The organism is Paludibacillus litoralis, from assembly GCF_037646705.1.
Taxonomy (GTDB): domain Bacteria; phylum Pseudomonadota; class Alphaproteobacteria; order Rhodobacterales; family Rhodobacteraceae; genus Pikeienuella; species Pikeienuella litoralis.
The window spans coordinates 291,226-316,803 of sequence record NZ_JBBHER010000007.1; the positions used below are offsets into that span (position 1 = coordinate 291,226).

Consider the following 25,578-nt stretch of genomic DNA (forward strand, 5'->3'; position numbering starts at 1 on the left):
GGCTCAAGGCTCCGCGCTCCAGAGTCGGGGCTGCGAATGGGAGCGGCCTCTTTTCCGACACGGCGCGGCCGCGTCTGTTGGTTTCGCCAGCGCCCGTGGGCGGCGCGGCGGCCGGCCATTGATCCCGCGCCTCGGGCTCGTATACCGGACTTGAGGCGAGACGGGCGGGCGGAGAGGGCGGGGAATGGCGATCCTTCTGGGGGTGGACACGGGCGGCACGTTCACTGACGCGGTGGTCTATGACGAAGCGGCGGCGCGGATTCTCGGCAAGGCGAAGGCGCTGACCACGCATCAGGATCTCGGGCGCGGCGTCGCGGCGGCGGCGGCGGCGGCGCTGGCGGCGGCGGAGGTGGGCGCGGAGCGGATCGCGCTGGTCTCGCTCTCGACCACGCTGGCGACCAATGCGCTGGTCGAGGGGCTGGGCGACCCGGCGGCGCTGGTGATGATCGGCTTCGGACGGGAGGATCTTCAGCGGGCGGGCCTCGCCAAGGCGTTGGGCTCGGACCCGGCGCTCCTGATCGCGGGGGGGCACCGGAGCGACGGCGCCGAGGCGGCGCCGCTCGACGAGGGCGCGCTTCGCGAGGGCGCGCGCGCCGCCGCGTCGCGCGTCGCGGGGTTCGCGGTCGCGGCGGTGTTCGGGGTGCGCAACCCGGAGCACGAGGCGCGGGCGGCGGAGATCGTGCGGGAGGAGACCGGCCGCCCCGCGACATGCAGCCACGCGCTTTCCGCCCGGCTCGGCGGGCCGCGCCGGGCGCTCACCACGCTGTTGAACGCCCGGCTCGTCGGCATGATCGATCGGCTGATCGAGGGGGCGGAGACGCGGCTGGCGGGCCTGGGCGTCTCGGCGCCCCTGATGGTGGTGAAGGGCGACGGCGCGCTGATGAGCGCCGCCATCGCCCGCGCGCGGCCGATCGAGACGATCCTCTCCGGCCCGGCGGCGAGTCTCGTCGGCGCCGCGCATCTCACCGGGCTCACCCGCGCCATCGTCGCGGATATCGGCGGCACGACCACGGATATCGCGGTGCTGGCGGGGGGCCGGCCGCGGCTCGATCCGGCGGGGGCGCGGGTCGGCGGCTGGCGCACCATGGTCGAAGCGGTGGCGATGCGCACCCACGGGCTCGGCGGGGACAGCGAGGTGACGCTGGACGAGGCCAGTCTCGAGGCGCGGCTTGTGCTGGGGCCGCGCCGGGCGGTTCCGATCAGCCTCTTCGCGCGGGAATGGGCGGGGGCGCATGACGCGCTCGACCGGCAATTGCGGCGGGAGCAGGCGGACCCGGCGGACGGGGTTTTCGTGCGGCCCGGCGCGCGGCGCGCGGGGCTGGAGAGCCTGGGCGCGCGTGCGGCGGATCTGATGGGCCGGATCGGCGCGGGCGCGGCGCTGGAGACCCTTGATCTCGCGCCGCGCGGGCGGCTCGCGCTGAAGCGGCTGCTGGCGGACGGGTATCTCCGGCGGGTCGCCTTCACGCCGACCGACGCCGCGCATGTTCTCGGCCTGCATGACGAATGGGACCGCGAGGCGGCGGGAAAGGCGGCGGCGCTTTTCGCGCGCCGCAAGGCCGCGAATGGCGAGCGGGCGGCGCCGGACGGCGCGGCGCTGGCCCGGATGACCATCGACGCGCTGACCCGCCGCTCGGCGGAGCTGGCGCTGGAGGCGGCGCTGGCGGAGGACGGGTTCGAGGCGGACGGCATGGCGCGCGCGCCGCTGGCCGCGGCGGCGCTGGACCGGCGGCGGGGGTTTGCGGCCGCGGAACTCTCCCTCACCGCGCCGCTGATCGGGCTCGGGGCCTCCGCGCCGGTCTATTATCCGGCGGTCGGGCGGCTGGCCGGGGCGGAGACCACGATCCCCGAGGACGCCGGGGTCGCCAACGCGGTCGGCGCGGTGGTCGGCCGGGTCGAGGCGAAGGCGGAGGCGCTGATCCTCTCCGCCGAAGACGAGGAGGGCTACGAGGTGCTGGCCGGCGGCCCGCCTGCGCGGGTGGAGACCCTCGGCGCGGCGAAGGCGATGGCGGAGACCTGGGCGCGCGGCGCGGCGCTGGCGCGGGCGGTGGAGGCGGGAGCCGACGCGCCGGAGGTCGCCGCGAGCTGGGAGGAGAAACGCGCCACGGTGCGGGGCCGCGCGACGCTGGCCGAAGCGCGGGTGACCGCGGTGGCGAGCGGGCGGCCAAGGTTTTGACAGGGGCGGCGCGCCTCTCCGCCGAACGCCTCCCTCCTCCGCCGGCCGGGCTTCGAGCGTCTGGCGGCGCCGCGACCACTGGTGGACGCCGCCGAATTTCTTGAGGAAGAAGGGCGCGATCTTGAATGGCGGATTGCGAAGGAGTAATTTGCGGCGTGGCTTGGAGATCCTGGTCGCGTAGAGAAAAGCCTTCGCGGCGCCATGGCTCTGAACGGAGCCAAGTGGGGCTCGCCATGGCCGATTTCGACATAGACAGGAGCGGTTTGGCCCCGGGCCGCGCCGCCGGCATGATCGACGCGCCACTCGGTCTTGTCCGGGATCGGACGATCCCGATTGCCGATTGGCCGCAATGGAGCAACGCTGTCATCAGGACCGATGCGTCTGGGCCGACCGGGAGCGGCGGCGGCTTTCGTTGAGCGGCCGACGATCCGTCGATCCAGTCTCGCATCGAGAGCTTCGACATTGGTCGCCATGTCGGCTGATCCGGGGACGCGCCGCTGATCCGCGCACGCCCCGCCTGGCGATGCTCAGAGATGGACGGGAGGGCGCATGCCGAGACGGAAGAGCCTCTCCGCGGTCCCTCGGCGCGGCCGCCTCCGACCCTCCGTTCCGGCATGATCGTTTCGGCGCCGATGCAAGGTTGCGAAACGCGGGCCGGCGAGCCGGTCGCGTGATCGCGCAAATCATCTTTCACAATCAACCCTCTGTCGGAGGTCGGCAATGACCCTTGCTCCGCTCATGGCGGCGCCCGCCGTCGTTTTCGCCCATGCCGTTGCGGCGATGCTCGCTCTTCTTCTCGGGGCGGCGCAGCTCGCGTTGCCGAAGGGGACGACGCCGCACCGGCTCATGGGGTGGGTCTGGGTGTTCCTGATCGCCGCAGTGGCGGCGTCGTCCTTCATGATCCACACGATCTGCCGGTTCGGGCCGTTCAGCCTCATTCACGGGCTGTCGATCCTGACCCTGATCCTGTTGCCGGTCGCAGTCATGCACGCCCGTGGTCATCGCGTCGCCAAGCATCGGCGCGCCATGATCCTGCTCTTTATGGGCGCGTTGGTCGTCGCGGGGGTGTTTACTCTGTCGCCGGGTCGCATCATGCACGACGTGGTCTTCGGAACCATCACCCATCACGGCGCTTGCTTTTGATCGGCAGGCTTGTTGCGTCTTTTCGCAACCGAAATCGTTCCGGTTTGAGCGCCGCCACGGAGGCCGACATTCATACGTGTCGCACCGTCGCGCGCTCTGCGCTCAACTCCGCCTTCCGCCGCGCTCATTTGCGGCGACGAACCGTCCGCATCGCCCCAAACCCTATTTCCGTTTGCGGCAATACAGCTCCAGCCGGTGGTGGACCACTTCGTAGCCGAGTTCCTCCGCGATCAGGGATTGCAGGGCTTCGATCTTGTCGGAGTGGAATTCGATCACGTCGCCAGTCTCGACATCGATGATGTGGTCGTGATGCGGGGCGTCCGCGGTCTCGAAGCGGGCGGGGGCGCCTTCGAATTCGAGGCGATGGACGACGCCTTGCGCCTCCAGCGCCGAGAGGGTCCGGTAGACCGTGGCGAGGGAGACGGCGCCGTCGATCTCGCGTACGCGGCGGTGAAGCTCGTTTGCGTCGGGGTGGTCGGTGGCGCGGGCGAGAACCTTCAACAGCGCGGCGCGCTGACGCGTGATTCGCACCCCGTCGGCGCGAAGCGCCCGCTCCAAATCTTTCGCCGTCGCGGCCATCTTGTTCATGCCCCTTATATACCTCTCTGTTCCGGGCGGGCAAATGGGAACCGACAGTTCCGCATTGACAAGATGCAAATCATTCTCATAATCATCTGAGGCGTCCGGATCTGGACCCGTTCGCATTCAAGGAGTCGTTCATGGTCTTTCGCTTCGCCGCTTTCTGCGCCGCGGTCTGCCTCGCATCTCTCACGCTCGCAGCCCCGGCGTCGGCCAAGAAGCTGCGGGCGGTGACCACGTTCACGGTGATCGCGGATATCGCGGCGAACGTCGCCGGGGATGCGGCGGAGGTCGCCTCGATCACCCGGCCCGGGGCGGAGATCCACAATTATCAGCCGACGCCGCGCGATATCCTGAAGGCGCAGGACGCCGATCTGGTGATCTGGAACGGGCTCAATCTCGAAAGATGGTTCGAGAAGTTCTTCCGCCGGCTGAAGGGCGTGCCCGAGGTCGTCGCGTCCGCGGGGGTGGACCCGATCGGGATCGGCGACGGCCCCTATGCGGGCAAGCCGAACCCGCACGCGTGGATGTCGCCGGAGGCGGGAAAGATCTATGTGCGCAACATCCGCGACGCCTTCACCAGCCTCGATCCCGCGAACGAGGCGGTCTACCGCGCCAACGCGGACGCCTACATGGCCGAGATCGACAAGGTGGCGGCGCCGATCCGCGCGGAGCTGGCCGCGCTGCCGCCGGAACGCCGCTGGCTGGCGACGGGCGAGGGCGCGTTCAGCTATCTCGCGCGGGATTTCGGGCTGAAGGAGCTGTTCCTCTGGCCGATCAACGCCGATCAGCAGGGCGCGCCGAGCCAAGTGCGCCGGGTGATCGACGTGATGCGCGCGGAGAACATTCCGGTGATCTTCTCGGAAAGCACGGTCTCCTCCAAGCCCTCGGAGCAGGTCGCGCGGGAGACCGGGGCGCGCTATGGCGGGGTTCTCTATGTCGACAGCCTGAGCGAGCCGGACGGGCCGGCGCCGACCTATCTCGATCTGCTGCGGGTCACGACGGACACCATCGCCAAGGGATTGTCGCAATGACCGCGGCGGGGATGAGCGGCGCGGCGGACGACGCGGGCGAGGGGCTCTCGGTCAGCCATGTCACGGTCGCCTATCGGAACGGGGTGACGGCGCTCCGCGACGCCAGCTTCACCGCGCCGGCCGGGTCGATCACCGCGCTGGTCGGGGTCAACGGCTCCGGCAAGTCGACGATGTTCAAGGCGATCATGGGGTTTCTCAAGGCGGCGAAGGGCGAGGTGCGCATTCTCGGCCTCACGGTGCAGACGGCGATCCGGCGCAATCTCGTGGCCTATGTTCCGCAGGCGGAGGAGGTGGACTGGACCTTCCCGGTGCTGGTCGAGGATGTGGTGATGATGGGGCGCTACGGACGGATGGGCTTCACCCGCCGCGCCCGCGCCGAGGATCGGGAGGCGGTGGCGGACGCGCTCGCCCGCGTCGGCATGACCGATTTCCGGGGCCGGCAGATCGGCGAGCTTTCAGGCGGGCAGCGAAAGCGCGTCTTCCTCGCGCGGGCGCTGGCGCAGGATGCGCGCGTCGTCCTTCTCGACGAGCCGTTCACCGGGGTGGACGTGAAGACCGAGGAGGCGATCATCGCGCTCCTGCGGGAGATGCGCGACGAGGGGCGGGTGATGCTGGTCTCGACGCACAATCTCGGCTCGGTGCCGGAATTCTGCGACCGGACGGTGCTGCTCAAGGGCACGGTCCTCGCCTACGGGCCGACGGAGCAGATCTTCACGCAGACGAATCTGGAGCGCGCGTTCGGCGGGGTGTTGCGGCATTTCGTGCTTGGCGGCGCCGATCTCCATCATGACGGCGAGGACGAGCGGCAGGTCACGGTCCTTTCGGACGACGAGCGGCCCTTCGTGCTTTATCACGAGAAAAGCGAATGAGCGCGCTTCTGGAGCCGCTCGCCTATGAGTACATGCTGAACGCGATGTGGGTCAGCGCGATGGTCGGGGCGGTCTGCGGGTTTCTCTCCTCCTTCCTGATGCTGAAGGGCTGGTCGCTGATCGGGGACGCGCTCTCCCATTCGATCGTGCCAGGGGTGGCGGGCGCGTTCATGCTCGGGCTGCCGTTCTCGCTCGGCGCGTTTTTCGCCGGGGGGCTCGCGGCCTCGGCGATGCTGTTCCTGAACCAGCGGACCGGGCTGAAGGAGGACACCATCATCGGCCTGATCTTCACCTCGTTCTTCGGGCTCGGGCTGTTCATGGTCTCGCTCTCGCCCGCTTCCGTGAACATCCAGACCATCATCATGGGCAATGTGCTGGCGATCACGCCGGCGGACACGCTGCAGCTCGCGATCATCGGCGTCGTCTCGCTCACCGTTCTGACGCTGAAATGGCGCGACCTGATGGCGGTGTTCTTCGACGAGACCCATGCGCAGGCGATCGGGCTCCGGGTCGGGCTGCTGCGCGGGGTGTTCTTCACCCTGCTCGCGGCGGCGACGGTGGCGGCGATGCAGACCGTGGGCGCGTTCCTCGTGATCGCGCTGGTGGTGACGCCGGGGGCGACGGCGTATCTGCTGACCGATCGGTTCCCGAGGCTGATCATGCTTTCGATCGCGCTTGGCGCGGGGACGTGTCTCGTCGGGGCGTATCTCAGCTATTTCGTCGATGGCGCGACGGGGGGCGTGATCGTGGTGATGCAGACGCTGCTGTTCCTGCTCGCGTTCTTTTTCGCGCCGAAGCACGGGCGCATCGCGGCGATCCGGCGGCGGGCGGCGACGCTGGCCGGGCTGGAGGCGGCGGAATGACCGGAATGCTCGACACGCTCCTCCTGCCGTTTTCGCTGCCGTTCATGGTCGACGCGATGGTGATCGCGGTCGTGGTCTCGGTCCCGGCGGCGCTGCTCTCCTGCTTCCTCGTCCTCAAGGGCTGGTCGCTGATGGGCGACGCGATCTCGCATGCGGTGCTGCCGGGGGTGGTCGGCGCTTATATCATCGGCTTGCCCGTCGCGGTCGGGGCGTTCGCCGCCGGCATGGTCTGCGCGCTCGCCACCGGGTATCTTCAGGAAAACAGCCGCGTGAAGCAGGACACGGTGATGGGCGTCGTGTTCTCCGGCATGTTCGGGCTCGGCGTGGTGATGTACACGAAGATCACCTCGGACGTGCATCTCGACCTCATTCTCTTTGGCGACATTCTCGGCATCGGGCCGGACGATCTTCTGGAGGCGGGGCTGATCTCCGCCGTGGTCTCGGCCGCGATCATCCTGAAGCGGCGCGATTTCATGGTCCATGCGTTCGATCCGGCGCAGGCGCAGGCGATGGGGCTCCGGGTGCGGTTTCTGCATTACGGGCTCCTGGTGCTGCTCTCGCTCACGGTCGTCGCCAGCCTGAAGGCGGTGGGGATCATCCTCGCCATCGCGCTGATGATCGCGCCGGGGGCGACCGCGTTCCTGCTGACGAAGCGGTTCTCGACCATGCTTCTGATCGCGGTCTGCATGGCGGTGGCGTCGGCTGGCGTGGGGGTCTGGCTCAGCTTCTTCCTCGACAGCGCGCCGGCGCCGACCATCGTGCTGCTGATGACGGCCGCGTTCATCGCCGCCTTCATCGGCGCGACGCTGAAGGCGAAAGGGGCGACGACGGCGGAGGCGCGCGCGCCGCTGAAGATGTGACGGCGCGCGAAGGCTCTCGTCAGGCGCGCGCGCCGCGGAACCCAGCCAGCCAGGCCTCCATCGCCGCGCCGGCGATCCGGAGGGAGCGGGCGGCGGCCGGGATCTCGCCGGAGGCGCGCGCCCATGCGGCGATGGCGGGCGGCGGCGCGATCTTGCGGCCGAATTCGGCGGTCAGCATCCCGATCATCTGGATCGTCACCGGATAGGAGAGGTCGGCGATGGTCGGCGCGGCGCCGAGATGGAAGGGCGCGCGGGTGACGAGGGGGGCGAGGCGGGCGTAGGCCGCCTCGATCCCTTCGAGGCCGGCGGCGACACGCTCCGGCTCCCGCCGCCAGTCGCGCTTGATCAGCGGAAACATCGCGCTCGCCGCGGGCTCGAGCCTTGTGTCGTGAAAGCCGAGGAGGGCCCGCGCGAGCGCGCGCTCATAGGGGGCTTTCGGGAGCAGCGCGGGCTCGGGCGCGATCTCCTCCAGATATTCGATGATGGCGTTCGAATCATGGAGCGGCGCGCCGTCGATCGTCAGGCCGGGGATCGAGCCGGCCGGAATCAGCGCCCGGTATTCGGGCGCGCCATGGCCGCCCGGCGCCGGCGCCTCGCGATAGGGGAGGCCCTTGAAATCGAGCGCGATGCGCGCCTTCGCGACGAAGGCCGAGACCGCGTTTCCGTATAGTGTGATTTCGGGCATCGCTCCCCCTCGCTATGGCGGGCGTCTCAGCGGGCGGAAGCGTTCTTGGGCGGCTTCACCCGAATGCGGATCGCGCGGCCGGCGCTGCGGTCCAGCTCGAAGCGGCCGGATTTCTCGACCAGATCGCTGAGCTTGGCGCAGCCATAGCTTCGCGGGTCGAAATCCGAAGCGAGATTGGAGAGCTGCTGGCCGACCGGGCCGAGCCCGACCCAGCCGTCCTCGTCGTCGTCGAGCGCGTCGATCGCGCGGGCGATGAGCGGAACCGCGCCGGCGGGCGCGAGCCGGGTCGCCTTCGCCTCGGGCGGAACCGCGACGCCGTCCGCCTCCGCCGCCTCAAGCGCGAGATTCTCGGTGTAGATGAAGCGCTGGCAGGCCTGCACGAAGCTTTTCGGGGTCTTCTTCTCGCCGAAGCCGTAGACGGCGACGCCCTGCTCGCGGATGCGCGAGGCGAGGCGGGTGAAGTCGCTGTCGGAGGAGACGAGGCAGAAGCCGTCGAAACGCTCCGAATGCAGGAGATCCATCGCGTCGATCACCAGCGCGATGTCGGAGGCGTTCTTTCCGCTGGTGGTGGCGAGGTTCATCTGGGGCAGGATCGCATGCTCCGGCATCACCTTGAGCCAGGAGGCCATCCGGCTGGAGGAGAAGTCGCCATAGCTTCTGCGGACGCTGGCTTCGCCGATCTTCGCGATCTCCTTGAAGAGATCGCCGGCGAGCTTGGGGCTGGCGTTGTCGGCGTCGATCAGGACTGCGAGGCGCGGCGTGCGGGTATGGTCAGGCATGGGAATCCTTGCGCGGCGTCTGGTTCAGCCGCCGGTGGTGCTCATGTTGCGGTTCACCCGGCCGGAGACATGCTGGCGCGAGTAGTCGAAATCATGGCCCTTGGGCTTGCGGGAGATCGCCTCCGTGATGGTGGCGCGGAGCGGGTCGTCATCCTCGGGGCTGACGCGCATCGGGGTGCGGAGATCCGCGTCCTCGTCCTGGCCGAGGCAGAGGAAAAGCTGCCCGGTGCAGGTCAGCCGCACGCGGTTGCAGCCTTCGCAGAAATTATGGCTGAGCGGGGTGATGAAGCCGATCCGCCCGCCCGTCTCCTCGCAGCGGAGGTAGCGCGCAGGGCCGCCGGTATCCAGCGGCAGCGGCGTCAGGCGCCAGCGCCGGCCGAGATCCTCGCGAAGCTGGCGGAGCGAATAATACTGGTCGAGCCGGTCTTCGTTGCCGATATCGCCCATCGGCATCACCTCGATGAAGGTGAGATCGAAGCCGCGCCCGCCGCACCATTCGACCAGATCGTGAATCTCGTCGTCGTTCACGCCTTTCAGCGCGACGGTGTTGATCTTGATCGCGAGCCCGGCCTTGTCGGCGGCGTCGATCCCCTCCATCACCTGATCGAGGCGGCCGCGGCGGGTGATGTCGGCGAATTTCTGCGGGTTGAGCGAATCGAGCGAGACGTTGACCCGGCGGACCCCGCAATCGACGAGCTCCGAAGCGAAGCGGCCGAGCTGGGAGCCGTTGGTGGTCAGCGTCAACTCGTCGAGCCCGGCGCCGAGCCGCCGCCCCATCGCCCGGAAGAAGGACATGATGTCCCGGCGCACCAGCGGCTCGCCGCCGGTGATCCGGAGCTTGCGCACGCCCATGTCGACGAAGGTCCCGCAGACGCGTTCCAGCTCCTCCAGCGTCAGAAGCTCCTTCTTCGGCAGAAAGGTCATGTGCTCCGACATGCAGTAGACGCAGCGGAAATCGCAGCGGTCCGTGACGGACACGCGGAGATAGGTGATCGCGCGGTCGTAAGGGTCGATCAGCGGCGCGCGCCGGCGCGCGCTGGCGGCGGCCCGGTCGGCGTCGGTCATGGCGGTGGTCATCGGGATATCCTCCATCGCTCGAAGCTAGGCGCGCCGGCGACGGGATGCAATCCGCCTGTCGGGGCGCCAACCCTTTCGCCGCGGAGGATATCGCTTATGATCGCGCCCGCGCTCACGCCGCCTCATCCGCGCGGCGGGGTCCGGCGGAAGACGAGGCGCGGCGAATGACAAACGGAAACTTGATCTGGTCGCCCGCGATTTTCGGGGCCCTTCTGCTCTCCGCCTGCGTCGAATACGGGCTGATGGAGCCGATCGGGCCGATTGCGGCGGCGCCCTCTCCGGCCGACGCGTCGCCCGCGCCGCCAGAGGCGTCGCCGCCGCCGACGGCCTCCGCCGCGCCGACCGGGGCAGGGGCGCCGGTTTTCCGCATCGCGGATCTGCCGGCGGAATGGGACGGGGAGGAGACGGCGGGCGGGCTCTGGGTCGCGCTGCCGTATCTGCCGGCCTATCGGCGGGTTCTGGTGACCGATCCGCGGACGGGGCGCGCCGTGGTCGCGAAGCTCTACTGGCGCGACCCCGGCGCCAATGCGGCGGAGGCCGTGGTCTCGAGCGGGGCGGCGGCGGCGCTGGGCATGAAGCCGGGGCGCGAGACGCGCGTTGATGCGGTGGTGATGGATGATGAGTGAGCCGATCTCCTTTCCGGAATTGCCGGCGGCGCCGACATGGGCCGACGCGCGGGCGGGTTTCACCTGGCGGGCGCCGGCGCGCTACAATATCGCCGATCTGATCTGCGAGCGCTGGGCCCGCGCGGCGCCGGAGCGGTGCGCGGTGATCGAACTCGACGCGGCGGGGGCGGCGCGCAACTGGACGTACGGCGCGCTCTCGCGGCGCGCGTCGAAGCTCGCCAACGCGCTGGCGGCGCGGGGCGTGGCGCGGGGCGACCGGGTCGGCGTGCTGCTACCGCAATCGGCGGAGACGGTGGCGGCGTGGTTGGCGGCGCTGAAGCTCGGCGCGGTGGTGACGCCGCTTTTCACGCTGTTCGGGGAAGACGCGCTGGAATACCGGCTGCGGGACAGCGGCGCGGCGGCGCTGATCACGGATCGGGCGGACATGCCCAAGATCGCCGCCATTCGGGGGCGGCTGCCGGAGCTGCGGACGGTGGTCTGCGTCGAAGGGCGGGACGAGGGCGCGGAGGGGTTGGACGACCTGCTGGACACGGCGCGGGACCGGATCGAGACCGCGCCGACCGGGCCGGACGATCCGGCGCTTCTGTCCTACACCTCGGGCACCACGGGGCAGGCGAAGGGCGCGCTCCACGGCCAGCGGGTTCTGGCGGCGCATGTCGTCGGCGCGCGGCTGGTCTATGATTTCACGCCGGCGCCCGGCGATCTGATGTGGACGCCGGCCGACTGGGCGTGGATGGGCGGCTCGATGAACGCGATGGCGCCGGCGCTCTTTCACGGGGTTCCGCTGCTCGCGCACAGGATGGCGAAATTCGATCCCGAGCGCGCGTTCGACCTGATGGCGCGCCACGAGGTGCGCTGCGCGTTCTTCCCGCCGACGGCGCTGAAGCTGATGCGGCGGGTCGAGCGGCCGGCGCGGTTCGGCCATGCGCTCCGGGCGGCGGCCTCCGCCGGCGAGGCGATGGGCGCGGAGCTCCTCGCCTGGGGGCGGGAGGCGCTCGGCGCGCCGCTCAATGAATTCTACGGCCAGACCGAGTGCAACATGGTGATCGGCAACAACGCCCGGCTGATGACGCCGAAGCCCGGCGCGATGGGGCTGGCGATGCCGGGGCATGAGGCGGCGGTGCTCGACGCGGAGATGCGGGAGGCGGCGCCGGGCGAGATGGGCGAGCTTGCGATCCGGGCCCCGGATTTCGGGCTTTTCCTCCGCTATTGGCGGAAGCCCGAGCAAACGGCCGAGAAGATGCGCGAAGGCCCGGACGGACGGCGCTGGGTGATGACCGGCGATGAGGCGAGCCGCGACGAAGACGGCTATTTCCGCTTCAAGGCGCGCACCGACGACGTGATCACCTCGTCCAGCTACCGGGTCGGGCCGACGGAGATCGAGGAATGCCTGACCGGGCATGAGGCCGTCGCCGTGGCGGCGGTGATCGGGGCGCCGGACCCGGTGCGGACCGAGGTGATCCGCGCCTTCGTCACGCTGGCGCCGGGCTGGGCGCGCTCGGACGAGACCGAAGCGGCGCTGATCGGGCATGTGCGCGCGCGGCTCAGCCCGCATCTCGCGCCGGTTTCGGTCACGTTTCTCGATGAGATGCCGATGACGACGACGAGCAAGATCATGCGGCGCGCGCTTCGCGCCCGCTTTGAAAAAGGAGACGGGAGATGAACCGGAAGAGCGGCGCGCTCATGGGAGCGCTGGTGGCGGACGCGGCGGCGCTCGGGCTGCATTGGCTCTACGATCAGGAGCGGATCGCGGAGATCGGGGGCAGGTCGCCCGAATTCCGGGCGCCGAATCGGCCGGATTATCGGGATTCGACCGGCAAGGGGCTCGGCTATTACGCGCATGGCGGCAAGCGGCCGGGCGAGCCCTCCCAGTACGGGGCGCAGATGCTGGCGATGGCGGAATCGCTCGGCGGCGAGGACGGCGGCGGCTATCAGGCGGTCGAATACGCGCGCTGCTTTCGCGCCCGGTTCGGCTATGGCGGAACCTGGGTCGGCTATATCGACCGCCCGACCCGGGCGACGCTGGACGCGATGGCGCGGGCCGAGGCGGCGGACGAGAATGCGCCGCTCACCGATTGCGGGGCGGATGACGCGCAGCTTCCCGCCGTCTCCAAGCTGCCGCCGCTGGTGGTGCGCCATCACGGCGAGGGGGCGCTGCCGGCGATGGTCGAGAGCGCGGTCCGCGTCACCAACGACCGCGACGACGCGGTCGCCTGGGGCGCGGCGGTGGCGGCGATGATCGGCGCCGCGCTGGACGGCGCCGAGCCGGAGGCGGCGGTGCTGGCGGCGCGCGGAAGCTCGGGCGAGATCGACGCCCAGATCGCCGCGGCGCTGGAGATGCGCGGCGCTTCGGCGGAAGAGGCGGCGCGCGCCTTCGCGCTGCATTGCCAGCTGGAGGCGGCGTTTCCGGTGATCGTCCATCTCATCGTCGCCGCGTCCAGCTTCAAGGAGGCCGCGCGGGCGAATATCCGCGCGGGCGGGGACAGTTGCGGGCGCGCGATTCCGATGGGGGCGGTGCTCGGCGCCTGCTTCGCCGGGGACGCGGCGCGCGGCATCCCGGCGGACTGGGCGGCGCGGGTGCAGGTTCCGGGCGCGCTGGCGGCGCTTTTCTGAACTGATCGCCTCGCCGCCGCCCGCGATTCGCGGCTGGTCCGCCTTGGGCCGGCGGCGGAGGACCAGCCGCGAGGCGCGCCGCGGGGGCGTTTGAGCGCGTCGCCATATGTCGGCCGGCGCCGCGATCCCGTTCGCGGAGATCCGGGGCTGCGCCGGCCTCTCCGGGCGTCTGGACCCGGCTGCGGCGAGCGGGACGCGGCGCGGATACGCCCGACCATTTTCCGCTTCGCGGCGATTCCTGAAATATTTCACGCCCCGGGGCGACGGAACGGCACATCTGCGTGAAGCGGCGCGGCGGCGCTTTGAGCCGGGCCGCCGGCGTGCTTTCTTCATCCCGGACGCAGCAGGGATGAAAGGCTTCGCCATGACCGCCGCGGCTTTCGAACAGCTCTCCACCGACCGGCCCCGCCCCGGGGCGCTCGATGTTCTCGTCGCCGGGGCGCTCGCCACGGTCGCGTTCGATCTTTTCGGGCAGGGCGTCTCGCCGGCGCTCGGCTTCGCCAATCTCTCCCCGGTCGGGCTGGCGAATTCGACGCTTCAGGCGCTTTTCGGCGCGCCGTGGACCCCGGGCGCGCAGATGATGCATTATTTCGCCGGGCTCGCGGCCTATCCGCTCGGCTGGCTGCTCGTCGCGCGGCCGCTCTGGCGGCGCTTTGCGCCCGGGCTTCACTGGGCGCTCGCCGCCGCGGCTTACGGCGTGGGGCTCTGGATCTTCGCGCTGTTCGTGATGGCGTATCTCGTCGCCGGGTTGCCGGCGTTTCTCAACTTCACCGGGATCACATGGGTCGCGCTGGTCGGCCATGTCCTGTTCGCGCTGGTCGCGGCGTGGGCGCTGGAGGCGCGGCGGCTGAACCCTAGGCGAGATGCCGGGCGGATTCGGGGCGCGCGGTCAGCTCCGCCGCCTGCCGGGCGGTGAAGCGGGCGAGCCGCGCGGCGTCGAAGCCGAGCAGGGAGAGCCCGGCGGCGGCGTTGGCGACTTCCGCGTAATCGGAGATCAGCCCGTCTTCGAGGCGGCAGTGCGCGACGCCCTCGAACAGCACGCGCCGGCCTTCGCGCCCCGGCAGGAGCGAGCGGTAGCTGAAGAGATAGCGCGCATAGCCCCGCCCGGAGGCGGCGATCGGGTCGATCATGTCCCAACGGAAATCGGCGCCGTCCCGGTGGAAGAAACGGGTGAGCATCTCCGAGATCTTCTCCCGCCCGCGGAAGGTTCCGTAGAAGACGTCGTGATAGGCGCCGTTTTCGGTGAAGCAGGCGGCGAAGGCGGCGCCGTCGCCGGCCTCGGCCGCGGCGGTGAACTTCCTGAGCAGCGTGGAGAAGGTCATGGTCATGTTGGCTCCAGGCATGATTCGAGACGTTCGCGGATATTGGCGGAGAACGGGCGCGAGCGCCGTGTCGCGGGGTCGAAGAACACGTTCACGCTGATCGAGGTGGCGTGGCAGACGCCATCGAGGAACGCGCCATAGGCGGTGGTGACGGATTTGCCGCCCACTCTCAGCACGCGCCCGCCGACCTGGACCTCGCCGGGGAACCGCATCTCCTGCAGGTAGTCGATGGCGAGATGGGCGAGCACGAAATTGAAGTGCTGCTCGCCCATGCCGTCGAACAGGTCGATGAAAAGGCCGAGCCGGCCAGCCTCGAACAGCGCGGCGTAGGCGACGTTGTTCACATGGCCCATGGCGTCCTGATCCGAAAACCGGAGCGTCACGGGTTCGAAAAACCGGTAGCCGCCGATATCGGTGAGATCTGGCGTCGTGGTCTGCGCCGGGGAAACGGGCTGGGTCATGGGCGGTTCTGTCCTCTTGCTCTTTCCGTCCCGGCGCCGCTCTCTCCGCGGATCGGAGACATGAGGCGCGGAATGGCTTTCGAACACTCTTTCTATTTCCTTCGCCACGGCGAGACCACATGGAACGCGGAGGGCCGCACGCAAGGGCAGCTTGACGCGCCCCTCTCCGAGCGCGGCCGCGCGCAGGCGCTGGCGGCGGCGGCGATTCTGGCGAAGGAGCCGGTGACGCGGATCGTCTCCAGCCCGCTCTCTCGCGCGCGGGACACGGCCGAGGCCGCCGCCGCCGCGACCGGCGCGCCGCTCAGCTTCGACGCGGAGCTGATGGAGTTTCACGCCGGGGAGTTGCAGGGCCAGCCGCGCGGCGAGCATGTGCAGGAATATTTCGAGCGCAGCTGGGAGCCGCAAGGCGGCGAAAGCTTCACGGTCTTCGCCGCGCGGGCCTGGGGGGCGCTGAGGCGCGCGGCGAGCGCGCCGGGGACGCTGATCGTCTGCCATGGCGGGCTTTGGCGCGCGGCGCAGGAATATGTCGCGGTGGCGCCCCGGCTCTGGCCGATGCCGAACGCGCTGCCGATCCATGTGATCCCGGGCGAAGCGGGCTGGACCGCGCGCGTGCTCGAGGACTGAGGCTCGCCCGGCGTCAGTCGCCGACGAGGCGGGTCAGGTAGCGGCCGTATTCGGTCTTGGTCAGGGGGGCCGCGAGATCGCGGAGCTGGGCGGCGTCGATCCAGCCTTGTTCGAAGGCGATCTCCTCCGGGCAGCCGATCTTGAGCCCCTGCCGGCGTTCGATGGTGCGGACGAACTCCGCCGCCTCGATCAGGCTGTCATGGGTGCCGGTGTCGAGCCAGGCGTAGCCGCGGCCCATCCGCTCGACCGTGAGCGCGCCCTCCCGCAGATAGGTCTCGAGAAGGGTGGTGATCTCCATCTCCCCCCGCGCGGAAGGTTTTACCTCGCGGGCGCGGGCGGGGGCGTCGCCATCGAGGAAATAAAGTCCGGTGACGGCGTAGCGCGAGCGCGGTTTCTCCGGCTTCTCGACGATGGAGATGGCGTTGCCGCCAGCGTCGAACTCGACGACGCCGTAGCGCTCCGGGTCCGCGACGCGGTAGCCGAAGACGGCGCCGCCGGTCTCGCGCGCGTCGGCGCGGGCGAGAAGCTTCATCATGTCGTGGCCGTAGAAGATGTTGTCGCCGAGGATCATCACCGAGGGCGCCCCGGCGAGGAAATCCTCCGCGAGGACATAGGCTTGCGCCAGCCCGTCCGGGTTTGGCTGGGTGATGTATTCGAACGACATGCCCCAGCGCGCGCCATCGCCGAGGAGGCGCTGGAACTGCGCCTGATCGTGGGGTGTGGTGATGATCGCGATCTCGCGCACGCCCGCCAGCATCAGGACGGAGAGCGGGTAATAGATCATCGGCTTGTCATAGATCGGCAGAAGCTGCTTCGAGACGCTGAGCGTCAGCGGATGAAGCCGCGTGCCGGAGCCGCCGGCCAGAATGATTCCCTTGCGCGTCATGCCCGCACCTCCTTCACCACGGCGTTCAGTTCGGCGCGCCAGTCCGGCGGCGCGAGGCCGTAGGCGGCGCCGATGGCCCGGCAGTCCAGCCGGGAGTTCAGGGGCCGGCGCGCCGGCGTCGGCCAGTCCGCCGTCGCGATGGGCCGGACGGCGACCTCCATGCCGGCTGCGGCGAAGATCGCCTCGGCGAACCCGCGCCAGGAGACGGCGGGCGCGCCGGCGAAATGAAAGACTCCGTCCGCGCCCGCGGCCTTCATCCGGGCGATGGCGAGGCAGGCGTCGGCGATGGCGGCGGCGGGGGTCGGCCCGCCGATCTGGTCGTCGACGACATCGAGGCTGGCGCGGCTCTCGCCGAGGCGAAGCATCGTCTTCACGAAGTTCTTCCCGTGGGCCGAGAAAACCCAGGAGGTGCGCAGGATGACATGAGAGCCGCCCGCCGCCGCGACGGCGCGCTCCCCCGCCAGCTTCGTGCGCCCATAGGCGCCGAGCGGCGCGGGGAGGTCGGTCTCGACGCGGGGCGCGGCGCCGGCGCCGTCGAAGACGTAATCCGTCGAGATATGGATGAAGGGGATCCCGCGCGCCGCCGCCGCCCGCGCCATCGCGCCGGGCGCGGCGGCGTTCACGATCGCGGCCGCAGGCTCCGCCGCCTCGGCGCCGTCGACATCGGTCCAGGCGGCGGCGTTCAGGACGGCGTCGGCCTCCGCGCCGCGCACCGCCTCCGCGCACGACTCCGGGTCGGAAAGGTCGGCGTCCTCGCGGCCGAGCGCGGTCAGCTCCACATCGCCCGCGCGACGGAGCGCCTCGCGGGCGACCTGCCCGGTCCGGCCGAACATCAGCAGCTTCACGTCAGTCCCCGGCGCGTCCGGGCGTCGCCCCGCGCGAGGATCGCGCGCCACCAGGTCTCGTTTTCGAGATACCATTCGACGGTGCGCCGGAGCCCCTCCTCCAGCGTGACCGACGCGCGCCAGCCGAGTTCGCGCTGGATCTTGGAGGCGTCGATCGCGTAGCGGAAATCATGGCCGGGCCGGTCGGCGACGAATTCGATCAGCCGCTCATGCGGCGCGCCTTCGGGGCGCAGATCGTCGAGAACCCGGCAGATGGCGCGAACGATGTCGATATTCCGGGCTTCGGCGTCGCCGCCGATATTGTAGGTCTCGCCGATCCTGCCCTTTGTGGCGACGAGCAGAAGCGCCTTCGCGTGATCCTCGACATAGAGCCAGTCGCGGATGTTCTCCCCCGCGCCGTAGACCGGCAGCGGCGTCCCAGAAAGCGCGTTCAGGATCATCAGCGGGATCAGCTTTTCAGGAAAGTGATACGGCCCGTAATTGTTGGAGCAGTTGCTGACGAGCACCGGCAGGCCGTATGTCTCCCCCCAGGCGCGGACCAGATGGTCCGAGCCCGCCTTGGAGGCGGAATAGGGCGAGTTCGGGGCGTAGGGCGTCGTCTCGGTGAATTTCCCGCTTGGGCCGAGCGCGCCGTAGACCTCGTCGGTCGAGATATGGTGGAAGCGGAACGTCTCCGCGCGCGCGCCGGCCGGCCCCGCGACCCAGGCGCGCGCCGCCTCCAGCAGGGTGAACGTGCCGACGAGATTGGTCTGGATGAACTCCCCCGGCCCGTCGATCGAGCGGTCCACATGGCTCTCCGCCGCCAGATGCATGACGAGATCGGGCCGGTGCGCGGCGAAGATGGCGTCGAGCGCGGCGCGGTCGCAGATGTCGACCTTCGCAAAGGCGTAGGCGGGGTTCGCCTCCGCGCCGGGCAGATTGGCGGGGTTGGCGGCGTAGGTCAGCTTGTCGACGTTGACGACCTCATGTCCTTCGGCCAACGCATGACGGATGACGGCGGAGCCGATGAAGCCGCAGCCGCCGGTGACGAGAATTTTCACGGCAGATTTCCGAATGGGTTTGTCCAGTCCTTGAGCAGCGGCGCGGCGGCGTCCTTCTCGGACAGGGTGATCTGGTCCGTCTCGACGCCCCAGTCGACGCCGATCTCGGGGTCGTCGAAGCGGATGGCGCGGTCGGCGTCGCGCGAATAGGGCGCATCGACCTTGTACATGACCTCGGTCTCCGGCTCCAATGTCAGGAACCCGTGAAGGAACCCCTGCGGGATCAGCAGCTGCTCGCCGACCGCCGCGGTCAGCTCCACCGCGACCCATTCGAGATAGGTGGGCGAGCGGGGCCGGATGTCGACCGCGACGTCGAGCACCCGGCCCCGCGGGGCCCGGACCAGCTTGGTCTGGGCGAAGGGCGGCGCCTGGCAATGGAGACCGCGAAGCGTGTAGGCGCGCGCGGAGAGCGAGTGATTGTCCTGCATGAAGGCGTGGTCGAGCCCCGCCTCCGCCATCCGCGCCGCATTCCATGTTTCGGAGAACCAGCCGCGCTCATCGCCGAAGCGCTGCGGAATGATCAGCTTCACGTCGGGAATCCGGGTTGGTTCGACCTTCATGTCAGGCCTCGTCGCTGATGGTGTTCCGGCAGATTCCGATCCCCTCGATTTCGCATTCGATGGTGTCGCCGGGCGTGAGAAAGACCGGGGGTCTGCGGGCGTGGCCGACGCCGGGCGGGGTGCCGGTGGCGATCAGGTCGCCGGGCTCCAGCGTCGTGAATTCGCTCATCACCTCGATGATGGCGGGAACCGACCACATCATGTCCTTGGTCGTCGCGCTTTGCATCACGGCGCCGTTGAGGCGGCTTTCGATCCGGAGGTCGCCGGCGGCCCCGAGGTCGCCCGCGTCCGTCACCACCGGGCCGACCGGGCCGGTCAGATCGAAATTCTTGCCCGGCGTCCATTGGTGCGAGCGGCGCTGATAGTCGCGGAGCGAGCCGTCGTTGAAGACGGTGTAGCCGAAGATATGGTCGAGCGCGTCGGCCTGGGCGACGCCGCGCCCGGCCTTGCCGATCACGATCATCAGCTCGACCTCGTAATCGAATTTCTGCGAGGCGCGGGGCCGCACCATCGGCCCCTCCGCCGTGGTCATCGAGGTCAGCGTGCGGATGAAGATCGCCGGATGCTCCGGGATCTCGTAGCCGCCCTCCTTGATGTGATCGACGTAATTGTGGCCGAGGCAGAGGATCTTCCCCGGCCGCGCCACCGGCAGGTCTGGCGGAAGATCAGCGAGGGGGACGCGGTCCGCGCCCTCCATCAGCGCGGCGGCGCGCCTTGCGGCCTCTTCGCGGCCAAGGCCGATCGGGCCCATCATGTCGGCGCCGAACGCGGGGTCGCGCGCGGTGAGATTGACCGCGCCGGCGCCATCGGCCGACACCGCCCATACGGCGCCGCCGCTTACGAGATATTTCATACGCCCGCTCCTCCATGAACTGATCACGGCGGGAGCAATAAAGCCTTGAACGGTTTCGTTCCAGTGAAGAGACGCACATTGATCCGGCGGGCGGTTGGCGGTAGGTCCGGCGAAACCGTGGAGCGAGAGCCATGCTGTCCGATCTTCAACCCTCCCCCGCCGATCCGATCCTGCAGATGGCGGCGGATTTCCGCGCCGATCCGCGGGCGGGCAAGCTCGATCTCGGCGTCGGCGTCTACCGGAACGAGGCCGGGCTCACCATCATTCCGAAAGCGGTGAAGCTGGCGGAGGAGCGGCTTCTGGCCGCGCAGGACACCAAGACCTATCTCGGCCTTCTCGGCGACGTGGAGTTCTCGGCGGCGATGGCGGATCTGGTGCTGGCGGAGTCCGCGCCGGCGGAGCGGCGGGCGCTGATCCAGACTCCGGGCGGGAGCGGCGCGCTCTGGATCCTGATGAGCCTCGCGAAGCTGGCGGCACCCGACGCGACGCTCTGGATACCGGAGCCGGGCTGGCCGAACCACCGCGCGATCGCCGAAGGCGTCGGCCTCAGGGTGCGGAGCTACGGGTGTTTCGACGCGGAGACGCGGGCGGTGGATTTCGGCGCCATGCGCGCCGATCTCGCGGCGGCGGGGCCGCGCGACGTCGTGCTGCTGCACGCCTGCTGCCACAATCCGAGCGGCGCCGACCTGGCGGCGGAGGATTGGGCGGCGCTGACAGGAATGGCGCTGGCGCAGGGGTTCACGCCGCTTGTCGACATCGCCTATCAGGGGTTCGGCGACGGGCTGGCGGCGGACGCGGCCGGGCTGCGGCATATGGCGGCGCGGGTTCCCGAGCTTCTGGTCGCGGCGTCCTGCTCGAAGAATTTCGGCCTTTACCGGGAGCGGACCGGCGCGGCGATGGCGCTGGCGGCGACCCCGAAGGCGGCGGCGACGGTCGAGGCCAACCTCAAGACGCTGATGCGGATCTCGATCTCGATGCCGCCGGACCATGGCGCGGCCGTGGTGCGGACGATCCTCGGCGATGCGCGGCTCCGGGCGGTCTGGGAGGAGGAGCTGGCGCAGATGCGCGCGCGCATGCTCGCGCTCCGCTCGGCGCTGGCGGAGGCGCTCCGGGCGCGGACCAATTCGGCGCGGTTCGATTTCATCGCCGGGCATCGCGGCATGTTCAGCCTCATCGGCGCCGACCCGGCGCAGGTCGCGGCGCTCCGCGAGACCCACGGGATCTATCTGGTCGGCGACAGCCGCATGAACGTGGCGGGGCTGAAGGAGGACCGGATCGACGAGGTCGCGGCGGCGTTCTGCGCGGTCGGACTTTAGAGCAGGTCTCGACCCCGGCCGAATGTCGGGCCGCGCCCCTAGGCGCCGCCGGGCGGCGGGGGTAGTTTCACCCGGATTTCCGAATTTGGGAGAATGAGATGTCCGACAGCCCCGTATCCGTGACGATCGAAGGCGACCTCGCGCTGGTTTTGGTCGACAATCCGCCGGTCAACGCGCTGGCGCAAGCGGTGCGAATCGGCCTCGCCGAAGCGGTGAAGACCGTCGAAGCCTCCGACGCGCGAGCGGCGGTCCTGCACTGCGCGGGGCGGACCTTCATCGCCGGCGCGGATATCCGCGAGTTCGACATGGGGCCGCTTGAGCCGCACCTGACCGAGGTGATCGCCGCCATCGAGATGTGCTCGAAGCCCTGGATCGCGGCGATCCACGGGACCGCGCTCGGCGGCGGGCTCGAGGTCGCGCTCGGCTGCCATTACCGGGTGGCGGCGCCGTCGGCGCGGATGGGCCTGCCGGAAGTGACGCTCGGCATCCTGCCCGGCGCCGGCGGCACGCAGCGGCTGCCGCGGATCGTCGGCGCGAAGACCGCGGTCGAGATGATCACGTCGGGAAAGCCGGTCTCCGCGACCAAGGCGAAGGCGATGGGGCTGATCGCCGAGATCATCGAGGGGGATCTGACGGAGGGCGCGAAGACGTTCGCGCGCTCGGTCGCCGGCGAGGCGCCGCCCCGGATCGACCGCGCCCCGGCGCGCCCGGCGCCCACTGACGCGGAATGGGCGGAGATGCGCGCGAAGGTGGAGAAGGCGGCGAAGGGCCAGATCTCTCCGCTCGGCTGTTTCGACTCGATCCGCAACGCCTTCCGGCTCGACCTCGACAAGGGGCTTGAGGCGGAGCGCGAAGGCTTCATGACGCTGAAGAACTCCGACCAGTCCAAGGCGCTTCGCCATGCGTTCTTCGCGGAGCGGGCGGTGGCGAAACCCGCCGCGATCAAGGGCGCGGCCCCGCGCGAGATCAACCGCGTCGCGGTGGTCGGCGGCGGGCTGATGGGCTCCGGCATCACCACGTCGCTGCTGCAGGCCGGGATACCGGTCGCCATGATCGAGATGAACGAGGAGGCCGCGGCGTCCGGGCGCGCGCGGGTGGAGGTCAATCTCGCCTCCGCGGTGAAGCGCGGCCGGCTCGACGAGGAATCGAAGACGAAGATGATGGCGACGCTGAAGACCGGCGTCGATTACGAGGCGGCCGCGAACGCCGATCTCGCGATCGAGGCGGTGTTCGAGGACATGGAGGTGAAGCGGAAGGTCTTCGCCAACCTCGCCAAGGTGATGGGGCCGAACGCGATCATCGCGTCGAACACGTCCTATCTCGACCCGAGCCAGATCGCGAAGGGGATCGAGAATCCGGGGCGGATCATCGGCCTGCATTTCTTCTCTCCGGCGCATATCATGCGGCTGGTGGAGGTCGTGCGGACGGACGAGACCGCGGCCGACGTGATCGCCACCGGATTCGCGCTGGCGAAGCGGATGGGCAAGGTCGCGGCGCTGTCCGGCGTCTGCGACGGCTTCATCGGCAACCGGATGCTCGCCTCCTATCGGCGGGTCTGCGACTACATGATGGAGGACATGCGCGCGATCGAGCCGATCGACGAGGCGATTCGCGCCTTCGGGATGCCGATGGGGCCGTTCCAGCTCATGGATCTCGCCGGACTTCAGATCGGCTGGGCGACGCGCAAGCGGCTCGCGCCGACGCGGGATCCGAAGGTGCGCTATGTCACCGTCTCCGACACGCTCTGCGAGGCCGGGCGCTTCGGGCAGAAGACCGGCGCGGGCTGGTATCGTTACGAGGAGGGGAGCCGGACGCCGATCTCCGACCCCTGGGTCGCGGAGGTGATCGAGAAGGCCGCCGACGCCGCAGGGCGCGAGAAGCGCACCTTCTCCGAGGACGAGATCCAGCGAAGGGCGATGGCCGCGCTGATCAACGAGGGCGCGAAAATCCTCGACGAGGGGATCGCGGCGCGCCCGCTCGACATCGATATGGTCAAGATCTTCGGCTACGGCTATCCGCGCTGGCGGGGCGGGCCGATGATGCATGCGGATCTCGTCGGCGTCGACACGGTGCTGGCGGATATGGAGCGGGTGGCGGCGGACGATCCGGGCTCCTGGACCATCTCGCCGCTGCTGAAGCGGGTGGCGGAGAGCGGCGAAGGCTTCGCCAAGCTCAACAAGTGACGCGCGCGCGGCTCCGGACCTGATCCGGGGCCGCGCTCCGCCGGGGCGCTCTCAGCCGAGCGTCTCCGGGCAATTCTTCTCAAGCTCCGCGATCCAGGGCGCGGCGACGCCGTCGGACGGCGCGCGCCAGTCCCCGCGCGGGCTGAGCGAGCCGCCGGAGGCGACCTTGGGGCCGTTGGGCGCGGCGCTGCGCTTGAACTGGCTGGTCTGGAAAAACCGCCAGAGAAAGACGCGGAGCCATTTCCGGATCGTCGCGAGATCGTATTCGTTGCGCTTTTCCGCCGCCAGGTGCGGCGGCCAGGGGCCGACCCGCCGGTCGCCCCATGCGCGCCAGGCGAGAAAGGCGATCTTCGAGGGGCGAAGCCCGTAACGGGTGGTCCAGTAGAGGTTGAAATCCTGCAATTCGTAGGGGCCGACGATCTCCTCGGTCTTCTGACCGGGCGTCTCGCCGTCGCCCGGCACCAGTTCGGGCGAGATTTCGGCGGCGAGAATGCGGTGGAGGACGGAGGACGCGTCCTCCCCGAAGCGGTCCGAGGCGGCGACCCAGCGGATCAGGTGCTGGATCAGGGTCTTCGAGACCGAGCCGTTGACGTTGTAATGGCTCATGTGGTCGCCGACGCCATAGGTGCACCAGCCGAGCGCCAATTCGGAGAGATCGCCGGTGCCGAGCACCAACCCGCCCTTCAGGTTGGCCAGCCGGAAAAGCAGCGAGGTGCGGCCCCCGGCCTGCACGTTCTCGTAGGTGACGTCGTGCACCGGGGCGTCGGCGCGGTGCGGATGGCCGATATCGGCCAGCATCTGGAGCGAGGCGGCGTCGATGGAGATCTCCTCCGCCGTCACGCCGAGCGCGCGCATCAGGTCCCAGGCGGCGGATTTCGTGGTTCGGGAGGTGGCGAAACCCGGCAGGGTGTAGGCGAGCACATCGCTCCGCTCCCGGCCGAGCCGGTCCATCGCCTGCGCGGCGACGAGCAGCGCCTGAGTCGAATCGAGGCCGCCGGAGACGCCGATCACCACCTTTTCGATCCCCGACGCCTCGAGCCGCTTCACCAGCCCGGAGACCTGAATGTTGTAGGCCTCGAAGCAGAGTTCATCGAGCTTCGCGTCGTCGCTCGGCACATAGGGGAAGCGGGCCACTTTGCGGCGGAAGCCGAGATCGCCGGCGGGCGGCGCGAGGCGGAACGAAATGACGCGATGCGCCCGCCCCTCGATCGCGGCGCAATCGGCGAAGACGCCGTGGCGGAGCCGCTCCTGCGCCAGCACGTCGAGGTCGATATCGACGGCGAGAAGCTGCGGAGCGCTGGCGAAGCGCCGCGTCTCGCCCATCAGCGCGCCATTCTCGTAAATCATCGCGTGGCCGTCCCAGGCGAGATCGGTGGTCGACTCGCCATGCCCGGCGGCGGCGTAGAGATAGGCGGAAAAGCAGCGCGCCGATTGCACTCGGCAGAGCGCATGCCGGTAGTCGGACTTGCCGACGGTGACGTTAGAGGCGGAAAGATTGGCGATCACCGTCGCCCCGGCCATCGCGGCGGCGGAGGAAGGCGGGGTCGGAACCCAGACATCCTCGCAGATCTCGGCGGCGACGGCGAAGCCGGCGAGATTCTCCGCGGCGAAGATGAGGTCGGTCCCGAACGGGGCCTCATGGCCGGCGATTCGCGCGTGGTCCGCGCCGGCGTCGGCGCCGGAGGCGAAATGCCGGCGCTCATAGAATTCGCGGTAGGTCGGCAGATAGGTCTTCGGGACGAGCCCGAGCAGGCGCCCGGCGTGAACCGCAGCCGCGACATTGTAAAGCCGCCCCTCCAGCCGGAGCGGCAGCCCGACCATGAGAAGCGGCGTCCAGCGCGCGGAGGCGGCGATCAGCGCAGCCAGCGCCTCCTCCGCAGCGTAGAGAACCACGTCCTGTTGCAGGAGATCGTCGATCGCGTACCCGGTGAGGCCGAGTTCGGGAAAGACGATGAGCGCGGCGCCGGCCTCATGCGCCTTCTCCGCCATCTCGACGGTCGCGGCCAAATTGGCGGCCGGGTCGCCGACATGGACCCGCGGGGTCGCGGCCGCGACCCGCGCGAAGCCCTGCTTGTAGATGTTGAGGAAGTCCGCCGCCTCGGGCATCGCCGCGCCTTTCATGCTCTCCCAGATGCGTAGCCGAGACCCGGCGGCTGGTCCACCTCGCCGATCGGCGGCGTCTTGCGC

At 69.8% G+C, this 25,578-nt stretch carries 26 protein-coding genes; 14 read left to right on the forward strand and 12 right to left on the reverse strand.

The features are described 5' to 3' along the window. Window positions 1–184 precede the first annotated feature (184 nt). The 3 genes from WG921_RS14225 to WG921_RS14235 all read left to right on the forward strand — a co-directional run bounded on the left by WG921_RS14225 (window position 185) and on the right by WG921_RS14235 (window position 3,316). Window positions 185–2,173 carry a hydantoinase/oxoprolinase family protein gene (locus tag WG921_RS14225; protein WP_340109906.1) on the forward strand — a complete coding sequence of 663 codons (1,989 nt, stop codon included), beginning with the start codon at window positions 185–187 and terminating at the stop codon, window positions 2,171–2,173. A gap of 233 nt (window positions 2,174–2,406) precedes the next feature. Continuing rightward, window positions 2,407–2,589 carry a hypothetical protein gene (locus tag WG921_RS14230; protein ID WP_340109907.1) on the forward strand — a complete coding sequence of 61 codons (183 nt, stop codon included), beginning with the start codon at window positions 2,407–2,409 and terminating at the stop codon, window positions 2,587–2,589. 304 nt (window positions 2,590–2,893) lie between these two features. Beyond that, window positions 2,894–3,316 carry a DUF2306 domain-containing protein gene (locus WG921_RS14235; RefSeq protein ID WP_340109908.1) on the forward strand — a complete coding sequence of 141 codons (423 nt, stop codon included), beginning with the start codon at window positions 2,894–2,896 and terminating at the stop codon, window positions 3,314–3,316. 162 nt (window positions 3,317–3,478) lie between these two features. On the opposite strand, the gene WG921_RS14240 is transcribed toward WG921_RS14235, so the two are convergent. Next, complete coding sequence (locus tag WG921_RS14240; RefSeq protein ID WP_340109909.1) at window positions 3,479–3,904, reverse strand: Fur family transcriptional regulator; 426 nt, start codon at window positions 3,902–3,904, stop codon at window positions 3,479–3,481. A gap of 131 nt (window positions 3,905–4,035) precedes the next feature. Here WG921_RS14240 and WG921_RS14245 point away from each other — a divergent pair, with 131 nt between their 5' ends. The 4 genes from WG921_RS14245 to WG921_RS14260 are packed head-to-tail and all read left to right on the forward strand — an operon-like array spanning window position 4,036 to window position 7,521. Beyond that, window positions 4,036–4,929, forward strand: coding sequence for a metal ABC transporter substrate-binding protein (locus WG921_RS14245; RefSeq protein ID WP_340109910.1), 894 nt, complete (start codon window positions 4,036–4,038; stop codon window positions 4,927–4,929). After that, window positions 4,926–5,798: a manganese/iron ABC transporter ATP-binding protein gene (locus WG921_RS14250; protein WP_413788593.1), complete on the forward strand. Its 873-nt coding sequence runs from the start codon at window positions 4,926–4,928 to the stop codon at window positions 5,796–5,798. Before WG921_RS14245 ends, WG921_RS14250 begins: the two co-directional genes overlap by 4 nt. Beyond that, window positions 5,795–6,661, forward strand: coding sequence for a metal ABC transporter permease (locus WG921_RS14255; RefSeq protein WP_340109911.1), 867 nt, complete (start codon window positions 5,795–5,797; stop codon window positions 6,659–6,661). Before WG921_RS14250 ends, WG921_RS14255 begins: the two co-directional genes overlap by 4 nt. 5 nt (window positions 6,662–6,666) lie before the next feature. After that, complete coding sequence (locus WG921_RS14260) at window positions 6,667–7,521, forward strand: metal ABC transporter permease (RefSeq protein WP_340109953.1); 855 nt, start codon at window positions 6,667–6,669, stop codon at window positions 7,519–7,521. A gap of 19 nt (window positions 7,522–7,540) precedes the next feature. Here the strand turns inward: WG921_RS14260 and WG921_RS14265 are convergent, their stop codons facing one another. Genes WG921_RS14265 through moaA form a run of 3 tightly spaced genes read right to left on the reverse strand, consistent with a single transcriptional unit; the run spans window position 7,541 to window position 10,062 of the window. After that, window positions 7,541–8,206 carry a glutathione S-transferase family protein gene (locus WG921_RS14265; RefSeq protein ID WP_340109912.1) on the reverse strand — a complete coding sequence of 222 codons (666 nt, stop codon included), beginning with the start codon at window positions 8,204–8,206 and terminating at the stop codon, window positions 7,541–7,543. 26 nt (window positions 8,207–8,232) lie between these two features. Further along, the gene (locus WG921_RS14270) at window positions 8,233–8,985 is read right to left on the reverse strand and encodes an NYN domain-containing protein (RefSeq protein WP_340109913.1); all 753 of its coding nucleotides are present in this window, start codon (window positions 8,983–8,985) and stop codon (window positions 8,233–8,235) included. 24 nt (window positions 8,986–9,009) lie between these two features. Beyond that, window positions 9,010–10,062: a GTP 3',8-cyclase MoaA gene (moaA, locus tag WG921_RS14275; RefSeq protein WP_340109914.1), complete on the reverse strand. Its 1,053-nt coding sequence runs from the start codon at window positions 10,060–10,062 to the stop codon at window positions 9,010–9,012. Between the two features lie 164 nt (window positions 10,063–10,226). Between moaA and WG921_RS14280 the strand changes: the two genes are divergently transcribed. The 4 genes from WG921_RS14280 (at window position 10,227) to WG921_RS14295 (ending at window position 14,217) form a co-directional block, all read left to right on the forward strand. After that, window positions 10,227–10,688 (forward strand): hypothetical protein, encoded by a 462-nt coding sequence (locus WG921_RS14280; RefSeq protein WP_340109915.1) that lies wholly within the window; start codon window positions 10,227–10,229, stop codon window positions 10,686–10,688. Beyond that, window positions 10,681–12,351, forward strand: coding sequence for an acyl-CoA synthetase (locus WG921_RS14285; protein ID WP_340109916.1), 1,671 nt, complete (start codon window positions 10,681–10,683; stop codon window positions 12,349–12,351). The genes WG921_RS14280 and WG921_RS14285 overlap by 8 nt, the downstream gene beginning before the upstream one ends. Then, window positions 12,348–13,301, forward strand: a complete 954-nt coding sequence (locus WG921_RS14290; RefSeq protein WP_340109917.1) for an ADP-ribosylglycohydrolase family protein — start codon at window positions 12,348–12,350, stop codon at window positions 13,299–13,301. Before WG921_RS14285 ends, WG921_RS14290 begins: the two co-directional genes overlap by 4 nt. 364 nt (window positions 13,302–13,665) lie before the next feature. Further along, window positions 13,666–14,217 carry a hypothetical protein gene (locus WG921_RS14295; protein ID WP_340109918.1) on the forward strand — a complete coding sequence of 184 codons (552 nt, stop codon included), beginning with the start codon at window positions 13,666–13,668 and terminating at the stop codon, window positions 14,215–14,217. Here WG921_RS14295 and WG921_RS14300 read toward each other — a convergent pair. Together WG921_RS14300 and WG921_RS14305 are read right to left on the reverse strand one after the other, a co-directional pair. Then, window positions 14,156–14,629 carry a nuclear transport factor 2 family protein gene (locus WG921_RS14300; protein WP_340109919.1) on the reverse strand — a complete coding sequence of 158 codons (474 nt, stop codon included), beginning with the start codon at window positions 14,627–14,629 and terminating at the stop codon, window positions 14,156–14,158. The two genes, WG921_RS14295 and WG921_RS14300, sit on opposite strands and share 62 nt — an antisense overlap. Then, entirely contained in the window at window positions 14,626–15,084 is a 459-nt protein-coding gene (locus WG921_RS14305) for an acyl-CoA thioesterase (protein WP_340109920.1), read from the reverse strand. Before WG921_RS14305 ends, WG921_RS14300 begins: the two co-directional genes overlap by 4 nt. 72 nt (window positions 15,085–15,156) lie before the next feature. On the opposite strand from WG921_RS14305, the gene WG921_RS14310 reads away from it, so the two are divergent. Next, window positions 15,157–15,708, forward strand: a complete 552-nt coding sequence (locus tag WG921_RS14310) for a histidine phosphatase family protein (protein WP_340109921.1) — start codon at window positions 15,157–15,159, stop codon at window positions 15,706–15,708. A 13-nt stretch (window positions 15,709–15,721) separates the two neighbouring features. On the opposite strand, the gene rfbA is transcribed toward WG921_RS14310, so the two are convergent. The 5 genes from rfbA to WG921_RS14335 are packed head-to-tail and all read right to left on the reverse strand — an operon-like array spanning window position 15,722 to window position 19,892. Then, window positions 15,722–16,594 carry a glucose-1-phosphate thymidylyltransferase RfbA gene (gene rfbA, locus WG921_RS14315; protein WP_340109922.1) on the reverse strand — a complete coding sequence of 291 codons (873 nt, stop codon included), beginning with the start codon at window positions 16,592–16,594 and terminating at the stop codon, window positions 15,722–15,724. Next, the gene (gene rfbD, locus WG921_RS14320; protein ID WP_340109923.1) at window positions 16,591–17,439 is read right to left on the reverse strand and encodes a dTDP-4-dehydrorhamnose reductase; all 849 of its coding nucleotides are present in this window, start codon (window positions 17,437–17,439) and stop codon (window positions 16,591–16,593) included. The genes rfbA and rfbD overlap by 4 nt, the downstream gene beginning before the upstream one ends. Next, window positions 17,436–18,479, reverse strand: coding sequence for a dTDP-glucose 4,6-dehydratase (rfbB, locus tag WG921_RS14325; RefSeq protein WP_340109924.1), 1,044 nt, complete (start codon window positions 18,477–18,479; stop codon window positions 17,436–17,438). The genes rfbD and rfbB overlap by 4 nt, the downstream gene beginning before the upstream one ends. Then, window positions 18,476–19,039 carry a dTDP-4-dehydrorhamnose 3,5-epimerase gene (gene rfbC, locus WG921_RS14330; protein ID WP_340109925.1) on the reverse strand — a complete coding sequence of 188 codons (564 nt, stop codon included), beginning with the start codon at window positions 19,037–19,039 and terminating at the stop codon, window positions 18,476–18,478. The genes rfbB and rfbC overlap by 4 nt, the downstream gene beginning before the upstream one ends. A gap of 1 nt (window position 19,040) precedes the next feature. Further along, window positions 19,041–19,892, reverse strand: coding sequence for a fumarylacetoacetate hydrolase family protein (locus WG921_RS14335; RefSeq protein WP_340109926.1), 852 nt, complete (start codon window positions 19,890–19,892; stop codon window positions 19,041–19,043). A 131-nt stretch (window positions 19,893–20,023) separates the two neighbouring features. Here WG921_RS14335 and WG921_RS14340 point away from each other — a divergent pair, with 131 nt between their 5' ends. Continuing rightward, entirely contained in the window at window positions 20,024–21,208 is a 1,185-nt protein-coding gene (locus WG921_RS14340; protein WP_340109927.1) for an amino acid aminotransferase, read from the forward strand. Window positions 21,209–21,306: 98 nt separating this feature from the next. Next, a complete protein-coding gene (locus WG921_RS14345; RefSeq protein WP_340109928.1) occupies window positions 21,307–23,391 on the forward strand; it encodes a 3-hydroxyacyl-CoA dehydrogenase NAD-binding domain-containing protein in 2,085 nt (694 codons plus the stop codon). A gap of 51 nt (window positions 23,392–23,442) precedes the next feature. Here the strand turns inward: WG921_RS14345 and WG921_RS14350 are convergent, their stop codons facing one another. Further along, window positions 23,443–25,497, reverse strand: coding sequence for an NAD(+) synthase (locus WG921_RS14350; protein WP_340109929.1), 2,055 nt, complete (start codon window positions 25,495–25,497; stop codon window positions 23,443–23,445). Window positions 25,498–25,578 lie beyond the last annotated feature (81 nt).

Coding starts and splice junctions, on each gene's coding strand:
- WG921_RS14285 (WP_340109916.1), top strand. CDS start 10,681: ATGAGTGAGCCGATCTCCTTTCCGGAATTGCCGGCGGCGCCGACATGG.
- WG921_RS14280 (WP_340109915.1), top strand. CDS start 10,227: ATGACAAACGGAAACTTGATCTGGTCGCCCGCGATTTTCGGGGCCCTT.
- WG921_RS14340 (WP_340109927.1), top strand. CDS start 20,024: ATGCTGTCCGATCTTCAACCCTCCCCCGCCGATCCGATCCTGCAGATG.
- WG921_RS14250 (WP_413788593.1), top strand. CDS start 4,926: ATGACCGCGGCGGGGATGAGCGGCGCGGCGGACGACGCGGGCGAGGGG.
- WG921_RS14260 (WP_340109953.1), top strand. CDS start 6,667: ATGCTCGACACGCTCCTCCTGCCGTTTTCGCTGCCGTTCATGGTCGAC.
- WG921_RS14235 (WP_340109908.1), top strand. CDS start 2,894: ATGACCCTTGCTCCGCTCATGGCGGCGCCCGCCGTCGTTTTCGCCCAT.
- WG921_RS14310 (WP_340109921.1), top strand. CDS start 15,157: ATGGCTTTCGAACACTCTTTCTATTTCCTTCGCCACGGCGAGACCACA.
- moaA (WP_340109914.1), bottom strand. CDS start 10,062: ATGACCACCGCCATGACCGACGCCGACCGGGCCGCCGCCAGCGCGCGC.
- WG921_RS14305 (WP_340109920.1), bottom strand. CDS start 15,084: ATGACCCAGCCCGTTTCCCCGGCGCAGACCACGACGCCAGATCTCACC.
- WG921_RS14225 (WP_340109906.1), top strand. CDS start 185: ATGGCGATCCTTCTGGGGGTGGACACGGGCGGCACGTTCACTGACGCG.
- WG921_RS14245 (WP_340109910.1), top strand. CDS start 4,036: ATGGTCTTTCGCTTCGCCGCTTTCTGCGCCGCGGTCTGCCTCGCATCT.
- WG921_RS14240 (WP_340109909.1), bottom strand. CDS start 3,904: ATGAACAAGATGGCCGCGACGGCGAAAGATTTGGAGCGGGCGCTTCGC.
- WG921_RS14230 (WP_340109907.1), top strand. CDS start 2,407: ATGGCCGATTTCGACATAGACAGGAGCGGTTTGGCCCCGGGCCGCGCC.
- WG921_RS14270 (WP_340109913.1), bottom strand. CDS start 8,985: ATGCCTGACCATACCCGCACGCCGCGCCTCGCAGTCCTGATCGACGCC.
- WG921_RS14255 (WP_340109911.1), top strand. CDS start 5,795: ATGAGCGCGCTTCTGGAGCCGCTCGCCTATGAGTACATGCTGAACGCG.
- rfbA (WP_340109922.1), bottom strand. CDS start 16,594: ATGACGCGCAAGGGAATCATTCTGGCCGGCGGCTCCGGCACGCGGCTT.
- WG921_RS14295 (WP_340109918.1), top strand. CDS start 13,666: ATGACCGCCGCGGCTTTCGAACAGCTCTCCACCGACCGGCCCCGCCCC.
- WG921_RS14265 (WP_340109912.1), bottom strand. CDS start 8,206: ATGCCCGAAATCACACTATACGGAAACGCGGTCTCGGCCTTCGTCGCG.
- WG921_RS14335 (WP_340109926.1), bottom strand. CDS start 19,892: ATGAAATATCTCGTAAGCGGCGGCGCCGTATGGGCGGTGTCGGCCGAT.
- WG921_RS14300 (WP_340109919.1), bottom strand. CDS start 14,629: ATGACCATGACCTTCTCCACGCTGCTCAGGAAGTTCACCGCCGCGGCC.
- WG921_RS14345 (WP_340109928.1), top strand. CDS start 21,307: ATGTCCGACAGCCCCGTATCCGTGACGATCGAAGGCGACCTCGCGCTG.
- WG921_RS14290 (WP_340109917.1), top strand. CDS start 12,348: ATGAACCGGAAGAGCGGCGCGCTCATGGGAGCGCTGGTGGCGGACGCG.
- WG921_RS14350 (WP_340109929.1), bottom strand. CDS start 25,497: ATGCCCGAGGCGGCGGACTTCCTCAACATCTACAAGCAGGGCTTCGCG.
- rfbC (WP_340109925.1), bottom strand. CDS start 19,039: ATGAAGGTCGAACCAACCCGGATTCCCGACGTGAAGCTGATCATTCCG.